Here is a 15,977-nt window from a genome sequence, read left to right on the forward strand (position 1 = left end):
GCCATGGACGCCAAGCTCGAAACCGCCATCCTGGCCGGCGGATGCTTCTGGGGCGTCCAGGATCTGCTGCGCCGCTATCCGGGCGTCATCGCCACCCGCGTCGGCTATTCCGGCGGCGATACGCCCAACGCCACCTACCGCAATCATGGCGACCACGCCGAGGCCATCGAGATCCAGTTCGATCCGGCCTTGATCAGCTATCGCCAGCTTCTGGAGTTCTTCTTCCAGATTCACGATCCGACGACGCTGAACCGGCAAGGCAACGATCTTGGCCGCAGCTATCGCTCGGCGATCTTCTACATGTCCGAAGACCAACGGCGCGTGGCGCTCGAGACCATCGCCGATGTCGACGCCTCGGGCCTGTGGCCCGGCAAGGCCGTGACCGAGGTCGAGCCCGCCGGTGACTTCTGGGAAGCCGAGCCCGAGCACCAGGACTACCTGGAGCGTATCCCGAACGGCTATACCTGCCACTTCATCCGCCCGGGCTGGCGCCTGCCGCGGCGTGAAAGCGCCGCGAGCTAGTCTTCGAGCGCTGCGCGAACGCGCTCACGAGGCCTCCGGATCGAAGCCGTCAAGCGGCGTTCCCGCCCGCCGCGCGACGCTGATAAAGGCGCTCGCGCACCCCAGGGCGTCGATATTAGCTTCCTGCACGCCGGACCAGGCGTCGAGCAAGTCTGGCCGGTCGGGCGAGGTCGCGGAAGCGGCCCGCTCCAGGGCCCGCGCGAGGCGGGCGTGGGCGTTGCCCTCGACGAGATAGACGCTCTGGCAACGCTCGATGGCTGCGTCGAACGCCGCGCGTGTCGCGTCATCGGCGGCGGGCGGGGCGCGCAGCGACAACAGGGCAAGACCTGCGGCGCGACAAGCCTCCTGAGCCTGTCGCACCGGCGGTGACGGGATGATCGGGCTGGACGGCGGCGGCGTTGCTCGGGCCACCACCTCCACCGCCGCGTTGCAGGGCGCGATGATCGCCTGCAGCCGTCGCCAGGTCGCCCAAGTCTGGGCGCGCAGCACAGGCGAAAGCGAGGTTTCGGGGTTCGAGATGCGAGGAACGTCGCGTTCCGCTACGAGCGGCCAACCCACGGCGACCAACGCGATCAACACCGCGGCGGTCAGGACGAGTCGTGGAGACGGCCGCCGGCGGCTCACGGCCGCGCGCGGCGGCGCGCCATCAACGCCAAAGGCAACCCCGCCAGGTCGAGCGCGACGGCCAGGGTGGCGGCCAAGGCCGCCCAAGCCGGAGCGCCGCGCAACGCCAGCAACGCCAAGGCGAGCGGTCCGGCGAGGCTGGCTAGAACCATGCCGCGCGCGGGCCATCCCGAGATCGTGGCTGGCGCGCCGATCGCGAGAAGCGCCAGGGCCTGGATCAGCGCGGTGACCAAGGCCAGAATCCGCAAGTCCGGGACGACCTGAACCTCGACGAAGGCCAACAGGGCGCCGAATATACCGGTGACGAGGCTCCAGATCATCACAGACCACACCGCTCCGGTTCGGTGCGCGCCCCAAATGCCCAGCACGGCGCCGAACAGCAGGCAGCTGGGCAGATAGATCACCGCCACCTCGCCAAGGAAGGGCGCGGCCAGGCACAGTACGGGGAAGATCCAGCGCAGCGCCCCGCCGCCAGCGGGCGACCTGACGAACGGCGCCGCGCGATCACGCGTCAGGGCCTTATGAAGCGGCCGTCGGATCCCGAAAGCGACCATCGAACCGTCTCCTAATGTCCGGCGCCCGGCGTGATCACCGGCTCATGGTTGGGGTGGCGCAGGCGATCGAGGTTGTGGCAGCTGCCGAGCGACGCCACGCCGATGACCGCCGCGAGGGCCAGGATCGCCACCCACGGTCCGCGGGGCGTCGGCTTCATGGCCGTCTCCGATCGCGTCGCATGACAGGCCCCTCGCCCGCCGTCGCGATCAACAGAATCGTGCTCGCGATCATGACCAGGGCGGCGAGGCCGAGGATGTCGAGAAGGAGGAAGGTCGTCTGCAGCATGTCCATGGTCCAAACCTCCGAATGTCGACAGTCTCGCGCGATCGGGCGCGCGGAATTTGATGTCGCGCAATCGCGCCTTCAGATGCCCGGATGAACGCGGTTCGCGCCTCCGGATCGCCCTTCCCCGCAGCCGTGGCAGGGCGCGGGACGTGAGCCGACACGCGGATCCAAGCCGCGCAGATAGGCCTTGAGATCGGCGATCTGATCATCGTCCAGCTTGGCCATCGGCATGCGGGGATGACTTGGTGGCGAGCCCTCTTCCGGCGGCTGACTGGGGGCGAGCATGCCCTCGGCGAGGATCGCGTCGAGACGGCCCGGTCGGTAACGGGTGAACAGACGCGGGAATGGCGGCGCGTCCGGTAGCGGGCTCGCGCCTTGCGTAACAGCGTGACACTGCCCGCAATAGCGCTGCGCCAGACGCTGACCGTTGATCTGGTCGCCCGAGGGGGCGGGCGCGGGCTGGGCTCTTGAGGACGAGATCGGTGCGCCCCAGGCGCACAAGACCAAGAACGCCGTGGCGAACGACAGGCTCGCGCCCCGCCGCGCATCTGAACATCCCGCAGGCATGCTCGCCTCCCTCACTGGAAAAAAGAACCGTGCGGCGAACGGCGCTTAGCGCTCCAACACCAGGGGCAGCTCGGCGGCGTCGAGCATGCGACGGGTCACCCCGCCGAAAAGCTCTTCGCGCAGCCGGCCGTGGCCGAAGGCGCCCATCACGCAATAGCCCACCCCGGCGGCCTCGCAGGCGGTCAGGATCAGCGCGTCGGGCGTGGCGCCGTCCGCGGCGACCTGCTCGATCGTCGCGTGGATATCGTGACGAGACAGATAGGCGGCCGCCGCCTCGACGGGCGGGACCCGGGTCGCGCCATCTTCGACAACGAACAAGGTGACCGAGCGCGCCAAGCGCAGCAGCGGAACACTGGCGCGCAGGGCCGCCATGCATGGCTCCGAACCATCCCATGCGACCAAGGCCGGAAGATTGGGGTTGAAGCCGCGTGCGTCGTCCGGAACGGCGACCACGGGACAACTGGCCTGACTCACGACAGAGGCCACCACGCCGCGGGGATCCGCCCCCATCATCGTGTCCCGCTTGCAGTTGACAACAATAACGTCGGCCAGCCCGGCTTGGCGCATCAGGCATTGGGTAAAGTCGCCCGTCGCGTCGATCCAGTCCCAGGCGACGCCCTCGCCAGCCAGACGCGCTTCCAGAGCGGTCCGATTGATCGTCTCGGCCTCGCGCTCCTCTTCCAGGATCATCGCCTGCGCCGCGCCGCCGATATCGCCCGCGAAGTCGGGAATGGGCGTGACGTCAACGCAGATCAGGCGCCCTTCGAGCGCGCGGGTCAGATCGAGCGCCGCTTGGAGACGGGCCTCCTGACCGGCGTCGGCATGCACCAGCAACAGCACCGTCTTCATCGCCGCCTCCATTTGACCAATGGCGCCAAGGCTAGAAAAGCGGAAACATGGTCGATATGAGGGATTATACGGATGCTGGCGCGCACGCGTGTCCATCGCAGCTAGTTCGGACATGCCGGAACTTTTGTCTATCGGCCTACAGAACAGCGAGCGCCCAATTCTAAGTATTGTTCCCAATGGTGTGGTTGGGGCGTGCGGCACTATCCCTGTCATCGCGCCGCAGGGAGAGCCACGATGTCGATGCACGCCTTACCGAGATCCGCCGCCGCTCCAGCGATGACGTCGCTTTATCCGCCCATGGCCGACATGTTCGGCGACATGGGCGTCAGCATCGCCTACGCCAGCGACGAGGAGATCTACGCCCAGGGCGAGGAGACCGATCTCGTCTATCAGGTCCAGAGCGGCGCGGTGCGCGCCTCGCGCCTGACCAGCGACGGCCGCCGCCAGATCGCCGGCTTCTATTATCCGGGCGATCTTTTCGGCCTGGAGACCGGGCCCGCGCACCTGTCCTCGGCCGAGGCGCTGGGTCCCACCCGCGTCCTGGTCGCCCGGCGCTCGACCATGCGCCATCGCGGTGAGGCCGGCCACGGCCTGGAACGGGCCATCTGGCAGGCCACCGGCTCGGAGCTGGAACGGGCGCACGAGCACATGATGCTCCTGGCCCGCAAGAGCGCCTTGGAGAAGGTCGCCGGCTTCCTGTCCGACGTGGCCAAGCGACAGCGGTCGGTCTGGAGCGAGTTGGCGATGAGCCGCCAGGACATCGCCGATCACCTGGGCCTGAGCATCGAGACCGTCTCGCGCATGTTCAGCCAGCTGCAGAGCGAAGGCCTCATCGCCCTGGAGGGCTGCCGTCGCTTCCGCGTCGCCTCCCCCGCCAGGCTGGCCGCCCGCGCCGCGCCCTAACGTCGCTTGGAGGCTCCAACGCCCGCGCCTCCGCTCGCCGTTTCGTCGTCCCGAGCCCATGATTTCAAGGTAAAGTCATGGTGCAGCAAGCCGCCGGCGTTCTGGTTTGGGGTGGTCTCGTCGACACCCCCGTCTTCCTGCTCGGGCATCCCGGCGGTCCCTACTGGCGCAGCCGCGATGACGGGACTTGGTCGATCCCAAAAGGGCTGATCGAGCCCGGCGAAATGGCGATGACCGCCGCGCGTCGTGAGTTTCAGGAAGAGACAGGGCTGGCCCTGAACGGTCCACTGGAGGCCCTGACGCCTCGCCGCGCCTATCGCGGCAAGATGATTATTCCCTGGCTGGCCAGGGCCGATCTCGACCTTGAGCGGTTCGCCAGCCAGACCTTCCGCCTGGAATGGCCCCCGCGTTCGGGACAGTGGGTCGACGCGCCGGAGATCGACGCCGTCGCCTATTTCGACCTGCCCACCGCCCTGCGCAAGATTCTGCCAGGCCAACGGCCCATATTGATCGAGGCCGCGGCGCGGATCGCCGCGGCCAGTAGAGCAGGCTAGTCGCGCCGGCGCATCAGTCCGTAGGTGACAAGTCCCGCGACGCCAGCGGCGAGGACCACCGCCAGGGCCGCGGTCGCGGCCGCCTCGTCCGGATGGCGGCGAATCTGGCGTCGGGCGCCATCGGCCACGGCGTCGAGTTTCTCTTCCACCTCACCGACAAGCTCCAAGGCCGCGTGACCGAGAGCCAGCGACGTGGACGAAAGCGCGTCACCCGTCTTGTCGCCGAGCTGGGCCTTCAACGCGCGCAGATGTTCGCCGACCTTGGCGAAGGCTTTGCCGCCCTGGTGTCCGAGGTCGTCAGCGAGGGCAAGGGGCTTTCGCATGTCTAAACTCCTGTGGGTGTGCCGAGCGCCACCATCGCCGGATGAGCGTGGACCCGCTTGACCTGTGTCAAACCCCGAACGGCACGCCCAATTTCGCAGGGGATCGCGCGACCTCGAGCCGCCCCTCGCGCCGTAAAAGGCCTGACTTGGATCAATTCTCCTCGGCGCGATGACCTTAGTCTGGAGGCCTCGAAAGACTGGAGGCTCGCCATGCTGCACGCCGTCGTGCTCGCCCACCCCAAACCGACCAGCTTCTGCGCGGCGCTGGCGCGCACCTGTGTCGAACACCTTCGCGCGGGCGGGCATGAGGCCCAGTTGCACGACCTCTATGCGATGGACTTCGACCCGCGCCTGCAGGCCGAGGAAATGCCTACGCCGCACGGCGTGACCCCCGCGCCCGACGTCGTGGCCGAGCGGCGCCGGCTGAGCGCGGTCAAGAGCTTCATCTTCGTCTATCCGTTCTGGTTCAACGCCCCGCCCGCCATTCTCAAGGGCTATGTCGACCGCGTCTTCGGCATGGGTTTCGGGTACGCGCCTGGCGCCGGCGGGACCGAAGCGCTGTTGACGGGCAAGAGCCTTTTGTCGTTCTCGACCTCCGGCGCGCCCGATGACTGGGTCAACCACACCGGCGCGCTCAAGGCGCTGATGACGGTGTTCGACATCCATCTCCAAGGCGTCTGCGGCCTCCGCGTCCTCGATCACAAGCACTTCGGCGGCGTGGTGTCGAACATGACCGACGAGTTCCGGCGCCGACGTGCTCGAGCAGGTGCGCACGCGCCTGGACGAGCTCTTCGGGCCCGCCGTGGCCTGACGCGATGGACGACGCTTCGCAACCGCCGCCCAGCAACGCCGCCCAGTTGAATGCGCCGGCCTATCGCTTGGCCGCGCTCGACCAGGACTTCCTGCTCGGCGACTCCATGCGCGGCGTGCGCTTCCTGCTCGAGTTCGCCAAGGCTGACGAAGCCTTGCGCGCCTTCGGCGTGGCCACGACGATCGTGGTGTTCGGCAGCGCGCGCGTGCGCGCCGATGGGCCGGGCCGCCAGGCCTTCTGGTTCGAGCAGGCGCGGCGGCTCGGCCAGATCGCCTCGGAACGCGGCGGCGCTCTGAGCCCGCGCCAAGGCGTCTTCGAGAACGTCATCGCCACGGGCGGCGGCCCCGGCCTGATGGCCGCCGCCAACCAGGGCGCTTTCGAGGTTGGCGCACCGTCGATCGGCTTCAACATCACCCTGCCCCGCGAGCAGCAACCCAATCCCTACTGCACGCCGGCGCTGACGTTCCGCTTCCACTACTTCGCCATGCGCAAGATGCACCTGGCGATGCGCGCCAGGGCGCTCGTGGTTTTCCCCGGCGGCTTTGGGACGTTCGACGAGCTGTTCGAACTTCTGACGCTGCGTCAGACTCACAAGGCCCCGCCCGTCCCGATCATCCTGTTCGACGAGGCCTTTTGGCGCGCGGTGATCAATTTCGAGGCGCTTGTCGAGGCCGGCATGATCGATCGAGCCGATCTGGCGCTGCTGGCCTTCGCCGATGACGCCGAGACCGTCTGGTCGCGGTTGCTGGAAGGCGGCTTGCGGACGCCGGAGACGACATCTTGAGCAACCCTCCCTAAGGCGCGAATCTCAGGTCGCAGACCAATCCTTCAGCTCCATAGGTCAGAACGGCCGAGCCGCCGAGCTCGTGGGACAGGCTGCGCTGAATCAACCGCTCGCCGAACCCGTGTTGGCTTGGTGGGGCGACGGGTGGCCCGCCGACCTCGCGCCAGGTGACAGCCACGGTCGGCTTGCCCGGCTCGTCGAGCCAGCGCCACTCGACCAGAAGACACCCCTCGTCGTTCGACAGCGCTCCATACCTGGCCGCGTTGGTGCTGAGCTCGCCAAACACCATGCCCAGCGCCAGGGCCGCGCGCGGTGCGAGGCTGACAGGGGGGCCAGAGAGCTCGAACCGAACGACGTGGTCACGTCGATAGGGCCGCAACTGCTCGAGCAACACCTCCGACAAAGTCGCTCCGGTCCAGTCGTTGCGCGTCAGGACGTCGTGGCTCTGAGAGAGCGCGACCAGACGAGCGGTGAAGGCTTCGCAGAAGGCCGCCGGATCACCCGTCGACTTCAAGGTCTGGCGCGCGATCGATTGCACCGTCGCCAGGGTGTTCTTCACGCGGTGATTGAGCTCGTGGATCAGCAGAGTCTGGCGATCCTCGGCGGCCTTGCGCAGGCTGATGTCGCGAATGACGGCGCAGACCAGGCCCGCATCGCTATTGCGCAGGGGGTTGAGGCTGACCTCGACGGGAAAGGCTGCGCCGCTCGCGGTCTGGCCTTGCAGCTCACCGCCGCGCCCCATTTCGCGAAGTTGCGGCGAAGCCATGTAGTCGCGGACGAACCGGGCGTGGGACACACGATGGGAGTCGGGAATCAGCCGCTCCACGGGCTGGCCGACGAGATCGCGGCGTGAGAAGCCGAAGAGGCGCTCCGTCTGACCATTGACGCGGACGATGACGCCGCCCCGATCCACGATCACCATGGCGTCGGCCGCTGATTCCAGAAGGTCGCCAAACCGCGCTTCGCTGGCCATCAGGTCCTGGTTGGCTCGGCGGAGGTGGCCCAGCGTCTGCTTGAGGGCGGCATTGGATCGCAGCAGCGCCGAGAGGACCAAGACATCGAGCAAACCGACCGCGATGAACATCGCCAGGGCGACATCATCACGCGGCGTGGGCGCGGGCGGTCCCGATACGAACCGGGCCGCGAGCGCGCCCAAGGCGACCGTGAGGAGGCCCGCGCGAGCGCCGCACAGAAACACCGTGAGCATGATCGCAGGAAAGAAGGTGATGAACTGAGCGCCAGTAATCCACGGCGCCAGGACGTGCCGCAGGCCCGTCGCCAGGGCGATGCTGGCGACGGCGATGAGATAGGCCAGCGGCGAGGTCGGCCGGATGGCGGTCCTTTCGGGATGGAGCCAGAGCTTAAGCGTCATCGCCGATTTCCCCCGCGCGCGTCCCTCGTTATCCAGCCCTCGCGCGGGACGCCGGGCTTTGACTCAGCTCAAGCTTCGCCGAAGCCTTCGCCGACGGACGACAATCTTGCGACCAGCCGACCACCAGGGCGGCGGGGTCAAGGTATGCGCCGCACATGACTGCCCGGTCTGTCCGGACCCGGACCGTTCTCCAGGTCGTCGCGATCTTGATGGTCCAGACTTCGGATATAGGCCGTCAAATCGGCGATCTGACCCGGCGATAGCGGCTTGGCGGGCATGGCGTAGTGGCCCACCTGGCTGATGGTCTCCAGCTCCCAGTCGATCCGCAGGTCTCGATAGCCCACGGCGATCTCGCCGAAGGACGGCGCATCCACGCGCGCACCCACGCCGTCCTGACCCGTGAAATGGCAGCTGGCGCAATGGCTCCTGGCCGTCGCCTCGCCGCGATCGCGCGCGCCGAGGATTTCCCGGCCTTGACTGCTGGTCTTGGGTTCGGCCGCGCAGGCGCCCAGAGCCACAACGGCGAGCATGGCCTTGACCCGGATGCGAGCCTGTCGCCCGTTCACCCCTCTCAAGTCGGTCCCCAACCACCATCGCCCCGACTTAGCCGACGCGATCCTGGCCAGAGCCTTGCCCCCAACCCTTGGGGCGTTCGCCGGACCAGCCAGCGGCGCACGGGAAGCGCGATCGCGAGCACGGTCAAGATCAACCGGGTCGTCGGCCTCGGCGCGGGACTAGCCTTCATCGCCGATGGTCTTGGCGGAAAAGTCCAGCACAATGCGGCCTTCGATCTTGCCCTGGCGCATGTCATCCAGAACCGCATTGATGTCTTCCAGCCGGGCCGTCGCGACGGTCGCGCGCACCCGCCCGTCGGCGGCGAAGGCCAAGGCCTCCTTGAGGTCCAGTCGCGTGCCGACGATCGAGCCGCGCACGGTGATGGCGTTCAGGACGGTGTCGAAGACCGACAGCGGAAAATCGCCGGGCGGAAGGCCGACCAGCACGACCGTGCCGCCGCGTCGCGCCAGGCCTTGCGCCTGACTGAACGCCGGCAACGACACCGCCGTGACCAGAACGCCGTGCGCCCCGCCCATGCGCGCCTTCATCTGGGCGACGGCGTTGGCGTCCCGGGCGTTGGCGACCAGGCTCGCGCCTAGCCGCGTGGCCAGGGCCAGCTTGTCGTCGTCGATATCGATGGCCGCGACCTTCAGGCCCATGGCCACCGCATATTGAACCGCCATGTGGCCCAAGCCGCCGACGCCGCTGATCGCCACCCAATCGCCCGGCTTGGCCTCGGTCATCTTCAGGCCCTTGTAGACCGTGACCCCGGCGCACAGCACCGGCGCGATCTCGACCAGATCGATGTTGTCGGGCAGACGCGCGACATAGTCGGCCTCGGCCAGAGCGTATTCGGCGAAGCCGCCGTTGACCGAGTAGCCGGTGTTCTGCTGGTCCGGGCACAGGGTTTCCCAGCCGGCCAGGCAGGCGTCGCATTGACCGCAGGCCGAATGCAGCCACGGCACGCCGACCCGGTCGCCGACCTTGAGATGGCTGACGCCCTCGCCGATCTCGACGATCTCGCCCGCGCCCTCGTGGCCCGGCACGAAGGGCGGCGAGGGCTTGATCGGCCAGTCGCCGTTGGCGGCGTGCAGATCAGTGTGACAGACGCCGCAGGCGCCGATCTTGACCAGAACCTGCCCGTGACCGGGCTTTGGACGGTCGAGGCTCTCGATCGTCAGGGCCTGACCAAAGGCTCGGACCACAGCGGCTTTCATCAGGGGGCTTCGCGCTCCGCCCAGGGTCGAAGCGGCTTGAGGTGAAAGAAGATCGGACTTGGCCATGTCAGGTGTCTCCCGGAGCCTCGGCGTCTTCGAAGGAAATCGCTTGGCGCACGATCCTTCCGATAGGCCGGAGGCTCCCGAGACGCAGTTGGGATTAGTACGTAGTCGCGCCATCGCCGCCGGCGGCGACCAGACGATCGACCGCGTCGGCCAGCGCATGCTCGATGAGAGGTTTTTCGAGCACGCGGGCATAGCCCGCCGCCATCGCGTCAGCGCGCACCTGAGGGGTGGGAAAGCCGGTGATCAAGAGGGCTGGCCCCCGCCACCCCCCGGACCGCAGAGCGCGCAACAGCATGACCCCGTCGACCTCGGGCATCTTCATGTCGGCGATCAGGACCACGGCCTGCTTCTGGGCGTCGAGATCGGCCAGCAACGCCGATCCGGCGGCATAGGCCCGAACATCATATCCCCTGGCGCGCAGAAGAAGCTGCAACGCCCGGCGCACGGCCGCGTCATCCTCCACGAGCAGGAGGCGTGGCGGGCTCGAAACGTCAGAGGTCGGGGAAGCGGTCATGGCGGCGTCTGAAGACTGATCGGAAATTCGACTCGGATCAGGCTTCGCATCCGCTCGCGATCACGTCGCTACGTAAACTTCCTAGGCCTCCGGCTCGGCCAAGCCGGCGGCGAAGGCGATGCGCAGCGCCTCGGAGAGGCTGCGCGCCTTCAGCTTGGTCATCAGATTGGCGCGGTGGACCTCCACGGTGCGCGGCGAAATGCCAAGGTCGAAGGCGATGGTCTTGTTGGGCAAGCCCTGCGCCAAGCCCTTGAGGACCTCCTGCTCGCGCCCGCTCAGACCCGCAATGGCGACGCTGGCCTCCATCGACCGGGCCAATCGTCCCTCGACGTCGGCCAGGCGCTCGAAGGCGGTCTCGATCGCGGCCAGGAGCGTCGTCTTCTCGAACGGCTTTTCGATGAAGTCGACGGCGCCGGCCTTCATCGCGCGGACCGCCACACTGATATCCCCGTGGCCGGTCAGCACGACGACGGGCATGGCGATGCCCCGTTCGTTCAGCGTGGCCTGGACTTCCAGGCCATCGATCTCGGGCATGCGGACATCCAGCAGCACGCAGCCTGGCTGCAGGTGGCGCACCTCCCGCAGAAAGGCCACGCCGGACTCGTGCGCCGTCACGGAAAATCCGGACGTCTTCAGCATGAAGCTGGCCGAACGGCGAATGGCGTCGTCGTCATCGACGATATGGATCATGCGTTTATCGGACATCAATCGCCTCCGGATCGGCGCGCACAAGGGTAAAGTGAAACTGCGTTCCGCCGCCTTGGCGGGGCTCGAACCAGATACGGCCGCCATGGGCCTCGACAATGGTTCGACAGATCGACAGCCCCAACCCCATCCCATCGGACTTGGTGCTGACGAAGGCGGTGAAGAGCTGTTCGGAAACGCTGGGCGAAACCCCCGCCCCTGTGTCGGCGACCGTCACGCGCACGAGCCCCCCGCCTCGACACGGCTAGACACCCAGATCCGGCGATCGGCGCGTCCCGCCGTGGCCTCGGCGGCGTTGCGCGCCAGATTGATCAGCACCTGTTGGATCTGGACCTTGTCGACCAGCACCAGGCTGGCGGCGGGATCGAGATCTACGCTGACGGCCAGACCGGATTCCCGCGCGCCCATCAACCCCAGGGCCAAAGCCTCGTCGACGAGGCCATGAAGGTCCTCGATCGATTTTTCGACCTCGCCCCGGGCCACGAAGTCACGCAGACGCCGAACGATATGGCCCGCCCTGATGGCCTGGCCGGCGGCGTCCGTCAGGGCCTCGCGGATCATCGGCAGGTCTTCGGGGTCGGGCCGCTCGAGCAGATCGCGCACCGCCTCGACATAGTTCGCCACCGCCGTGATCGGCTGGTTCAGCTCGTGGGCCAGGGTCGAGGCCATCGTTCCCATGGCGCTGACGCGGGCGACGTGGATCAACTCGGCCTGGAGTTCGTCGAGGCGGGCCTGGGTGCGATGGGGTTCGGTCAGATCACGGATAAAGCCGGTGAACACGCGCTGCCCGTCGCCCCGCGCCTCGCCGACCGACAGCTCCATGGGAAAGGTTCCCCCATCGCGGCGCTGCCCCACCACCACCCGTCCGATGCCGATGATCTTGCGCTCGCCCGTATCTACATAGCGATGCAGGTATTCGTCATGGTGTCCGCGGTCGGGCTCGGGCATCAGCTTGCTCACGTTCTCCCCGACGATCTCGGCCTCGGCATAGCCGAACAGGCGCTCGGCGGCGCTGGAGAACGACAGGATCCTCCCGGCCTCGTCGATGACGATCATCGCATCGGGCACCGTGGAAAGGATGGACTTGAGGTGGTTGGTGCTGGCCCGCAGAGCCCGCTCGCTGGCTCTATGGCCTGTGACGTCGCGCACCACCTTGCCATAGCCTTGCAGTCTACCGGCCTCGTCATAGAGCGTCGTGATGGATACGTGGGCGAGGAACTCCGAACCGTCCTTGCGCAGACGCCAGTCTTCTTCCTCGAACTTGCCCAACGCCCGCGCCCGGCCAAGGTCGGCCTCCGGCTTGCCGGCAGCGCGCGCGTCGGCCGGATAGAACATCGCCGCCGGCTGTCCGAGCACCTCGGCTTCGCGCCATCCCTTGAGCCGCTCTCCGCCCGAATTCCAGATCAACACACGCCCCTCCGGATCGAGCATGTAGATGGCGTACTCGGCCGCGCCATCGATCAGCAGGTTGAGTTCGTGGGCGACGCGTCCGGCCGCGGCGGCCCTTTCCTGGGCCTCGCGCTCGCTCGCGGCCGACCGCAAGCGCAGGCGATCGATCTCTCCGCCGACCAGGATCAAGGCGGCGGACACGAGCGCGAACGTCAGGCCATCGGTGAGCGGCCCGCGCCATCCCTCGCCCACGAAAAGGAGACCCACGACCAGACTTAGGGCGCTGGCCAGGAGCGCGGGCCGCAGACCACCGAAGGCGGCGGCCAAAACCACCGAAGCGGTGAACATCAGATAGGGCGAGCGATGCTCAAGCCAAGGCTCCAGCGCCAGGCGAACCAGGGCCGCGACCGCCACGGCGCCGACCGCCAAGCCATAGCGCGCGGGGGCCGACAGCGGTTCGGACAAGGCGAAAGACGCGCGGGGCGACTCAACTCTTGCCTGCTCAAGGTTCATGCTGCCGCACCCACGCCACTCTACCGCCAGTATGCATCCTATTCCGCCGGGCAAAGTAGAGCCGAACGTCCGACCGCGCCATAGCCAAGCTCTTTTCGTAAGCTCGGCTTCGCGCGTCCCTGTGGATTCTACGGATGGCGGCGTCGGCGGGGAAGCGGTCCTTTCGGCGCGTCAAAGCCGAGGCTCACGATGTCCCAACACGCCCTGTCCGCCCTGCTCTCCCCTTCGGCCGTCGTGGTCGTCGGCGGCTCCGACCGTCCCGGCAGCGTCGGCGCGGTCGTGGTCAGCAACCTGATCAACGGCGGCTTCGCCGGAGCGATCCACGTCGTCAATCCGCGCCCGCTGGCGCTCGACGGCGTCAAATGCTGGACCGATTTGGCCGATCTGCCGACCGACATCGACCTGGCGGTAGTGGCCTCTCCCGCGCGAACCGTGCCGGACGTCATCGCCGGATTGGGCGAGCGCGGCGTCAGGATCGCCATGGTGATCACCGCTGGACTGACCGAGGAGAACGGCCTGCGGCCGGCGATGCTGGCGGCCGCCAAGGCTTCTGGCCTGCGGATAGTGGGCCCCAATGGCCTAGGGCTTCTCGCGCCGCACGCCAGGCTCAACGCCTCGTTCACGCGCGGCGACGCCACGCCCGGGCGTCTGGCGTTCATCTCCCAGAGCGGCGCGTTGATCACCGCGATGCTCGACTGGGCGCGCGCCCGGCGGATCGGCTTCTCCGGAGTGGTCTCGGCCGGCGACATGGCCGACGCCGACCTCGCGGACCTGATCGACCTCTTCAACGCCGATCCGCACACCGACGCCATCCTGCTCTATATCGAAGGCGTCACCCACGCGGCCAAGTTCATGTCGGCGGCGCGGGCCGCCGCGCGCAACAAGCCGGTCATCGCCATCAAGGCCGGTCGCACCGCCGCGGCCGGCATGGCCGCGCGCTCGCACACCGGCGCCCTGGCCGGGGCCTACGACGTTCACGCCTGCGCCTTCGCGCGAGCCGGGATCGTCATGGTCGAGACACTCGAGGATCTCTTCGACGCCGCGGCCGTGCTCGGCTCCACCCGTGCGCGCGCCGGCGATCGTCTGGCCATCGTCACCAACGGCGGCGGGGCCGGCGTGCTGACCGTCGACGCGCTCGACGGCGTCGGCGCCCGCCTGGCGGCGCTGGCGCCCGAGACGATCGCGTCGCTCGAAGCCCATATGCCGGCTGGCTGGTCGCATGCCGACCCGATCGATCTGCTCGGCGACGCCCATGCCGACCGCTACACGGCGGCGCTCGAGACCGTGCTGGCCGATCCGGGCGTCGACGCCGTTCTGGTCATGAACTGTCCGACCGCGGTCTCCACCCCTGAGGACATCGCCGAAGCGGTGGCCGACGTGGTGGCCAAGGCCCGACGACGCGGCGTGCTCAAGCCGGTCCTGGCGTGCTGGCTGGGCGACGCCAACGCCGCCGCCGTTCGCGATCTCTTCGCCAAGGCGGCCGTGCCGCTGTTCGACAATCCCGAGGCGGCGGCGCGCGGGTTCGGCTACCTGCTGGCCGCTGGCCGCGCCCGCCTGGCCCTGACCAACGCGCCGGTGACGCGGACGGACATCGTGGGCGATCGCACGGCTGTGCGACTGATCTTCGCCAATGCGCGCGAAGCGGGCCGCACCTTGCTCAACGAAGTCGAAGCCAAGACGGTTTTGGCCGCCTATGGCGTGCCCGTCATACCGACCCGCTTCGCCCCTTCGATCGAGGCGGTCGAAGAAGCCTGCCATATCCTGGCGCCGCCCTATGCGATCAAGATCGTCTCGCCCGACATCTCGCACAAGTCCGACGTCGGCGGCGTCGCGCTCGACCTGCCCACGGTGCGCGCGGCCACGAATGCGGCCCGAGCCATGCGCGAGACCATCGCCGCGCGCGCGCCGCATGCGCACTTGAGCGGCTTCGCCGTCGAGTCGATCGCCCCGCCCTGCGGCCTCGAGGTGATCGTCGGGCTGACCACCGATCCCATCTTTGGTCCGGTGCTGATGGTGGGCGCTGGCGGTACGGCGGTGGAGATCTTGAACGACAAGGCTCTGGGCCTGCCGCCGTTGAATGACGCCCAGGCCCGCGACATGATCGCCAGAACCCGCATCAGCCGCCTGCTGGCCGGCTATCGCGATGTCCCCGCCGCCGACATCGAGGGCCTGGCGCGCACGATCGCGGCGCTCTCGGCGCTGGTGGTGGATTTTCCGGATGTGCTTGAGCTGGACATCAATCCCCTGCGCGTCGGACCCGACGGCGTCCTCGCCCTCGACGCGCGCATGGTCATCAGCCCGTTTTCCAGCCCGCCGTCACGCTTGGTCATCGCGCCGCCGCCGACCGACTGGACGCGCGATCTTTCCACCCGATCGGGCCTGGCCTTCCACGTGCGCCCGGTCCGGCCGGACGATGAAGCGGCCCTGGCGGCTTTCTTTGCCCAGCTGACGCCCGAAGACCTTCGGATGCGGTTCCTCACCGGCATCCATGTCGTCGACCATGACCGCCTCGCGCTGATGACCCAGATCGACTACGCGCGGACGATGACCTTCCTCGCCCTGGAGCCCGGGACCGAGACCATCCTGGCCGTCTCCATGCTAGCCAAGGGCGCGGATCCCTCGCGCGCCGAGATCGCCGTTTCGGTGCGTTCGGATCTCAAGGGACGCGGCTTGGGCTGGACGCTGATGGACCACACCCTGACCTACGCGCGCGCCCATGGCGTGGAGACCATCGAATCCCTGGAGAGCGCCGAGAACGGGGCGGCTCTGCGGCTCGAAGCTGAGATGGGCTTTTCGGTGCGCGCCTGCCCCGAGGACATGAGCCTGCGCATGGTCGAGCGTCACCTGACGCCGCTGGCCTAGGCAGCGG

General features: G+C 68.0%; 20 protein-coding genes. 6 read left to right on the plus strand and 14 right to left on the minus strand.

Features of this window, described 5'->3' with window-relative positions; translation table 11 throughout:
- Positions 1 to 3: 3 nt before the first annotated feature.
- Entirely contained in the window at positions 4 to 522 is a 519-nt protein-coding gene (gene msrA, locus ACHMW8_RS21140) for a peptide-methionine (S)-S-oxide reductase MsrA (protein ID WP_125159699.1), read from the plus strand.
- Between the two features lie 24 nt (positions 523 to 546).
- On the opposite strand, the gene ACHMW8_RS21145 is transcribed toward msrA, so the two are convergent.
- The 6 genes from ACHMW8_RS21145 to ACHMW8_RS21170 all read right to left on the minus strand — a co-directional run bounded on the left by ACHMW8_RS21145 (position 547) and on the right by ACHMW8_RS21170 (position 3,402).
- The gene (locus ACHMW8_RS21145; RefSeq protein WP_395443690.1) at positions 547 to 1,011 is read right to left on the minus strand and encodes a hypothetical protein; all 465 of its coding nucleotides are present in this window, start codon (positions 1,009 to 1,011) and stop codon (positions 547 to 549) included.
- 131 nt (positions 1,012 to 1,142) lie between these two features.
- Positions 1,143 to 1,700 (minus strand): hypothetical protein, encoded by a 558-nt coding sequence (locus ACHMW8_RS21150; protein ID WP_395443691.1) that lies wholly within the window; start codon positions 1,698 to 1,700, stop codon positions 1,143 to 1,145.
- 11 nt (positions 1,701 to 1,711) lie between these two features.
- Positions 1,712 to 1,858 carry a hypothetical protein gene (locus ACHMW8_RS21155; RefSeq protein ID WP_158624756.1) on the minus strand — a complete coding sequence of 49 codons (147 nt, stop codon included), beginning with the start codon at positions 1,856 to 1,858 and terminating at the stop codon, positions 1,712 to 1,714.
- Complete coding sequence (locus tag ACHMW8_RS21160) at positions 1,855 to 1,992, minus strand: hypothetical protein (RefSeq protein ID WP_395443692.1); 138 nt, start codon at positions 1,990 to 1,992, stop codon at positions 1,855 to 1,857. Before ACHMW8_RS21160 ends, ACHMW8_RS21155 begins: the two co-directional genes overlap by 4 nt.
- Positions 1,993 to 2,064: 72 nt before the next feature.
- Positions 2,065 to 2,553, minus strand: a complete 489-nt coding sequence (locus ACHMW8_RS21165; RefSeq protein ID WP_395443693.1) for a c-type cytochrome — start codon at positions 2,551 to 2,553, stop codon at positions 2,065 to 2,067.
- 45 nt (positions 2,554 to 2,598) lie between these two features.
- Positions 2,599 to 3,402, minus strand: a complete 804-nt coding sequence (locus ACHMW8_RS21170) for a universal stress protein (protein ID WP_395443694.1) — start codon at positions 3,400 to 3,402, stop codon at positions 2,599 to 2,601.
- Positions 3,403 to 3,636: 234 nt separating this feature from the next.
- Here ACHMW8_RS21170 and ACHMW8_RS21175 point away from each other — a divergent pair, with 234 nt between their 5' ends.
- Together ACHMW8_RS21175 and ACHMW8_RS21180 are read left to right on the plus strand one after the other, a co-directional pair.
- The gene (locus ACHMW8_RS21175) at positions 3,637 to 4,305 is read left to right on the plus strand and encodes a helix-turn-helix domain-containing protein (RefSeq protein ID WP_125159695.1); all 669 of its coding nucleotides are present in this window, start codon (positions 3,637 to 3,639) and stop codon (positions 4,303 to 4,305) included.
- 77 nt (positions 4,306 to 4,382) lie between these two features.
- Positions 4,383 to 4,859: an NUDIX domain-containing protein gene (locus tag ACHMW8_RS21180; protein WP_125159694.1), complete on the plus strand. Its 477-nt coding sequence runs from the start codon at positions 4,383 to 4,385 to the stop codon at positions 4,857 to 4,859.
- Here ACHMW8_RS21180 and ACHMW8_RS21185 read toward each other — a convergent pair.
- The gene (locus ACHMW8_RS21185) at positions 4,856 to 5,182 is read right to left on the minus strand and encodes a hypothetical protein (RefSeq protein ID WP_125159693.1); all 327 of its coding nucleotides are present in this window, start codon (positions 5,180 to 5,182) and stop codon (positions 4,856 to 4,858) included. The two genes, ACHMW8_RS21180 and ACHMW8_RS21185, sit on opposite strands and share 4 nt — an antisense overlap.
- 210 nt (positions 5,183 to 5,392) lie before the next feature.
- On the opposite strand from ACHMW8_RS21185, the gene ACHMW8_RS21190 reads away from it, so the two are divergent.
- Positions 5,393 to 6,043 carry an NAD(P)H-dependent oxidoreductase gene (locus ACHMW8_RS21190; RefSeq protein WP_395443695.1) on the plus strand — a complete coding sequence of 217 codons (651 nt, stop codon included), beginning with the start codon at positions 5,393 to 5,395 and terminating at the stop codon, positions 6,041 to 6,043.
- A complete protein-coding gene (locus ACHMW8_RS21195) occupies positions 5,998 to 6,777 on the plus strand; it encodes an LOG family protein (protein WP_395443696.1) in 780 nt (259 codons plus the stop codon). The genes ACHMW8_RS21190 and ACHMW8_RS21195 overlap by 46 nt, the downstream gene beginning before the upstream one ends.
- Before the next feature lie 10 nt (positions 6,778 to 6,787).
- Here the strand turns inward: ACHMW8_RS21195 and ACHMW8_RS21200 are convergent, their stop codons facing one another.
- From ACHMW8_RS21200 to ACHMW8_RS21230, 7 genes are all read right to left on the minus strand, one after another.
- On the minus strand, positions 6,788 to 8,149 hold the full coding sequence (locus ACHMW8_RS21200; protein WP_395443697.1) for a sensor histidine kinase: 1,362 nt from the start codon (positions 8,147 to 8,149) through the stop codon (positions 6,788 to 6,790).
- A gap of 137 nt (positions 8,150 to 8,286) precedes the next feature.
- Positions 8,287 to 8,679, minus strand: a complete 393-nt coding sequence (locus ACHMW8_RS21205; RefSeq protein ID WP_395443698.1) for a c-type cytochrome — start codon at positions 8,677 to 8,679, stop codon at positions 8,287 to 8,289.
- A gap of 204 nt (positions 8,680 to 8,883) precedes the next feature.
- Entirely contained in the window at positions 8,884 to 9,921 is a 1,038-nt protein-coding gene (gene adhP / locus ACHMW8_RS21210; RefSeq protein ID WP_395443699.1) for an alcohol dehydrogenase AdhP, read from the minus strand.
- 160 nt (positions 9,922 to 10,081) lie between these two features.
- The gene (locus ACHMW8_RS21215) at positions 10,082 to 10,501 is read right to left on the minus strand and encodes a response regulator transcription factor (protein WP_395443700.1); all 420 of its coding nucleotides are present in this window, start codon (positions 10,499 to 10,501) and stop codon (positions 10,082 to 10,084) included.
- An 81-nt stretch (positions 10,502 to 10,582) separates the two neighbouring features.
- Positions 10,583 to 11,206 (minus strand): response regulator transcription factor, encoded by a 624-nt coding sequence (locus ACHMW8_RS21220; RefSeq protein WP_125159687.1) that lies wholly within the window; start codon positions 11,204 to 11,206, stop codon positions 10,583 to 10,585.
- The gene (locus ACHMW8_RS21225; RefSeq protein WP_395443701.1) at positions 11,196 to 11,423 is read right to left on the minus strand and encodes an ATP-binding protein; all 228 of its coding nucleotides are present in this window, start codon (positions 11,421 to 11,423) and stop codon (positions 11,196 to 11,198) included. Before ACHMW8_RS21225 ends, ACHMW8_RS21220 begins: the two co-directional genes overlap by 11 nt.
- Positions 11,420 to 13,060 carry a PAS domain S-box protein gene (locus ACHMW8_RS21230; protein ID WP_395443702.1) on the minus strand — a complete coding sequence of 547 codons (1,641 nt, stop codon included), beginning with the start codon at positions 13,058 to 13,060 and terminating at the stop codon, positions 11,420 to 11,422. Before ACHMW8_RS21230 ends, ACHMW8_RS21225 begins: the two co-directional genes overlap by 4 nt.
- Positions 13,061 to 13,297: 237 nt before the next feature.
- Here ACHMW8_RS21230 and ACHMW8_RS21235 point away from each other — a divergent pair, with 237 nt between their 5' ends.
- Positions 13,298 to 15,970, plus strand: a complete 2,673-nt coding sequence (locus ACHMW8_RS21235) for a GNAT family N-acetyltransferase (RefSeq protein ID WP_395443703.1) — start codon at positions 13,298 to 13,300, stop codon at positions 15,968 to 15,970.
- Positions 15,971 to 15,977: the final 7 nt, after the last annotated feature.

Origin of the sequence: Caulobacter sp. UC70_42 (genome assembly GCF_044056025.1) — a bacterium.
Taxonomy (GTDB): Bacteria; Pseudomonadota; Alphaproteobacteria; order Caulobacterales; family Caulobacteraceae; genus Caulobacter.

Excerpts from the sequence above, each read along its gene's own strand:
- ACHMW8_RS21165 (WP_395443693.1), bottom strand. The coding sequence starts at position 2,553 with ATGCCTGCGGGATGTTCAGATGCGCGGCGGGGCGCGAGCCTGTCGTTC.
- ACHMW8_RS21175 (WP_125159695.1), top strand. The coding sequence starts at position 3,637 with ATGTCGATGCACGCCTTACCGAGATCCGCCGCCGCTCCAGCGATGACG.
- ACHMW8_RS21150 (WP_395443691.1), bottom strand. The coding sequence starts at position 1,700 with ATGGTCGCTTTCGGGATCCGACGGCCGCTTCATAAGGCCCTGACGCGT.
- ACHMW8_RS21155 (WP_158624756.1), bottom strand. The coding sequence starts at position 1,858 with ATGAAGCCGACGCCCCGCGGACCGTGGGTGGCGATCCTGGCCCTCGCG.
- adhP (WP_395443699.1), bottom strand. The coding sequence starts at position 9,921 with ATGAAAGCCGCTGTGGTCCGAGCCTTTGGTCAGGCCCTGACGATCGAG.
- msrA (WP_125159699.1), top strand. The coding sequence starts at position 4 with ATGGACGCCAAGCTCGAAACCGCCATCCTGGCCGGCGGATGCTTCTGG.
- ACHMW8_RS21185 (WP_125159693.1), bottom strand. The coding sequence starts at position 5,182 with ATGCGAAAGCCCCTTGCCCTCGCTGACGACCTCGGACACCAGGGCGGC.
- ACHMW8_RS21195 (WP_395443696.1), top strand. The coding sequence starts at position 5,998 with ATGGACGACGCTTCGCAACCGCCGCCCAGCAACGCCGCCCAGTTGAAT.
- ACHMW8_RS21180 (WP_125159694.1), top strand. The coding sequence starts at position 4,383 with ATGGTGCAGCAAGCCGCCGGCGTTCTGGTTTGGGGTGGTCTCGTCGAC.
- ACHMW8_RS21205 (WP_395443698.1), bottom strand. The coding sequence starts at position 8,679 with ATGCTCGCCGTTGTGGCTCTGGGCGCCTGCGCGGCCGAACCCAAGACC.
- ACHMW8_RS21220 (WP_125159687.1), bottom strand. The coding sequence starts at position 11,206 with ATGTCCGATAAACGCATGATCCATATCGTCGATGACGACGACGCCATT.
- ACHMW8_RS21235 (WP_395443703.1), top strand. The coding sequence starts at position 13,298 with ATGTCCCAACACGCCCTGTCCGCCCTGCTCTCCCCTTCGGCCGTCGTG.
- ACHMW8_RS21215 (WP_395443700.1), bottom strand. The coding sequence starts at position 10,501 with ATGACCGCTTCCCCGACCTCTGACGTTTCGAGCCCGCCACGCCTCCTG.
- ACHMW8_RS21160 (WP_395443692.1), bottom strand. The coding sequence starts at position 1,992 with ATGGACATGCTGCAGACGACCTTCCTCCTTCTCGACATCCTCGGCCTC.
- ACHMW8_RS21190 (WP_395443695.1), top strand. The coding sequence starts at position 5,393 with ATGCTGCACGCCGTCGTGCTCGCCCACCCCAAACCGACCAGCTTCTGC.
- ACHMW8_RS21200 (WP_395443697.1), bottom strand. The coding sequence starts at position 8,149 with ATGACGCTTAAGCTCTGGCTCCATCCCGAAAGGACCGCCATCCGGCCG.
- ACHMW8_RS21170 (WP_395443694.1), bottom strand. The coding sequence starts at position 3,402 with ATGAAGACGGTGCTGTTGCTGGTGCATGCCGACGCCGGTCAGGAGGCC.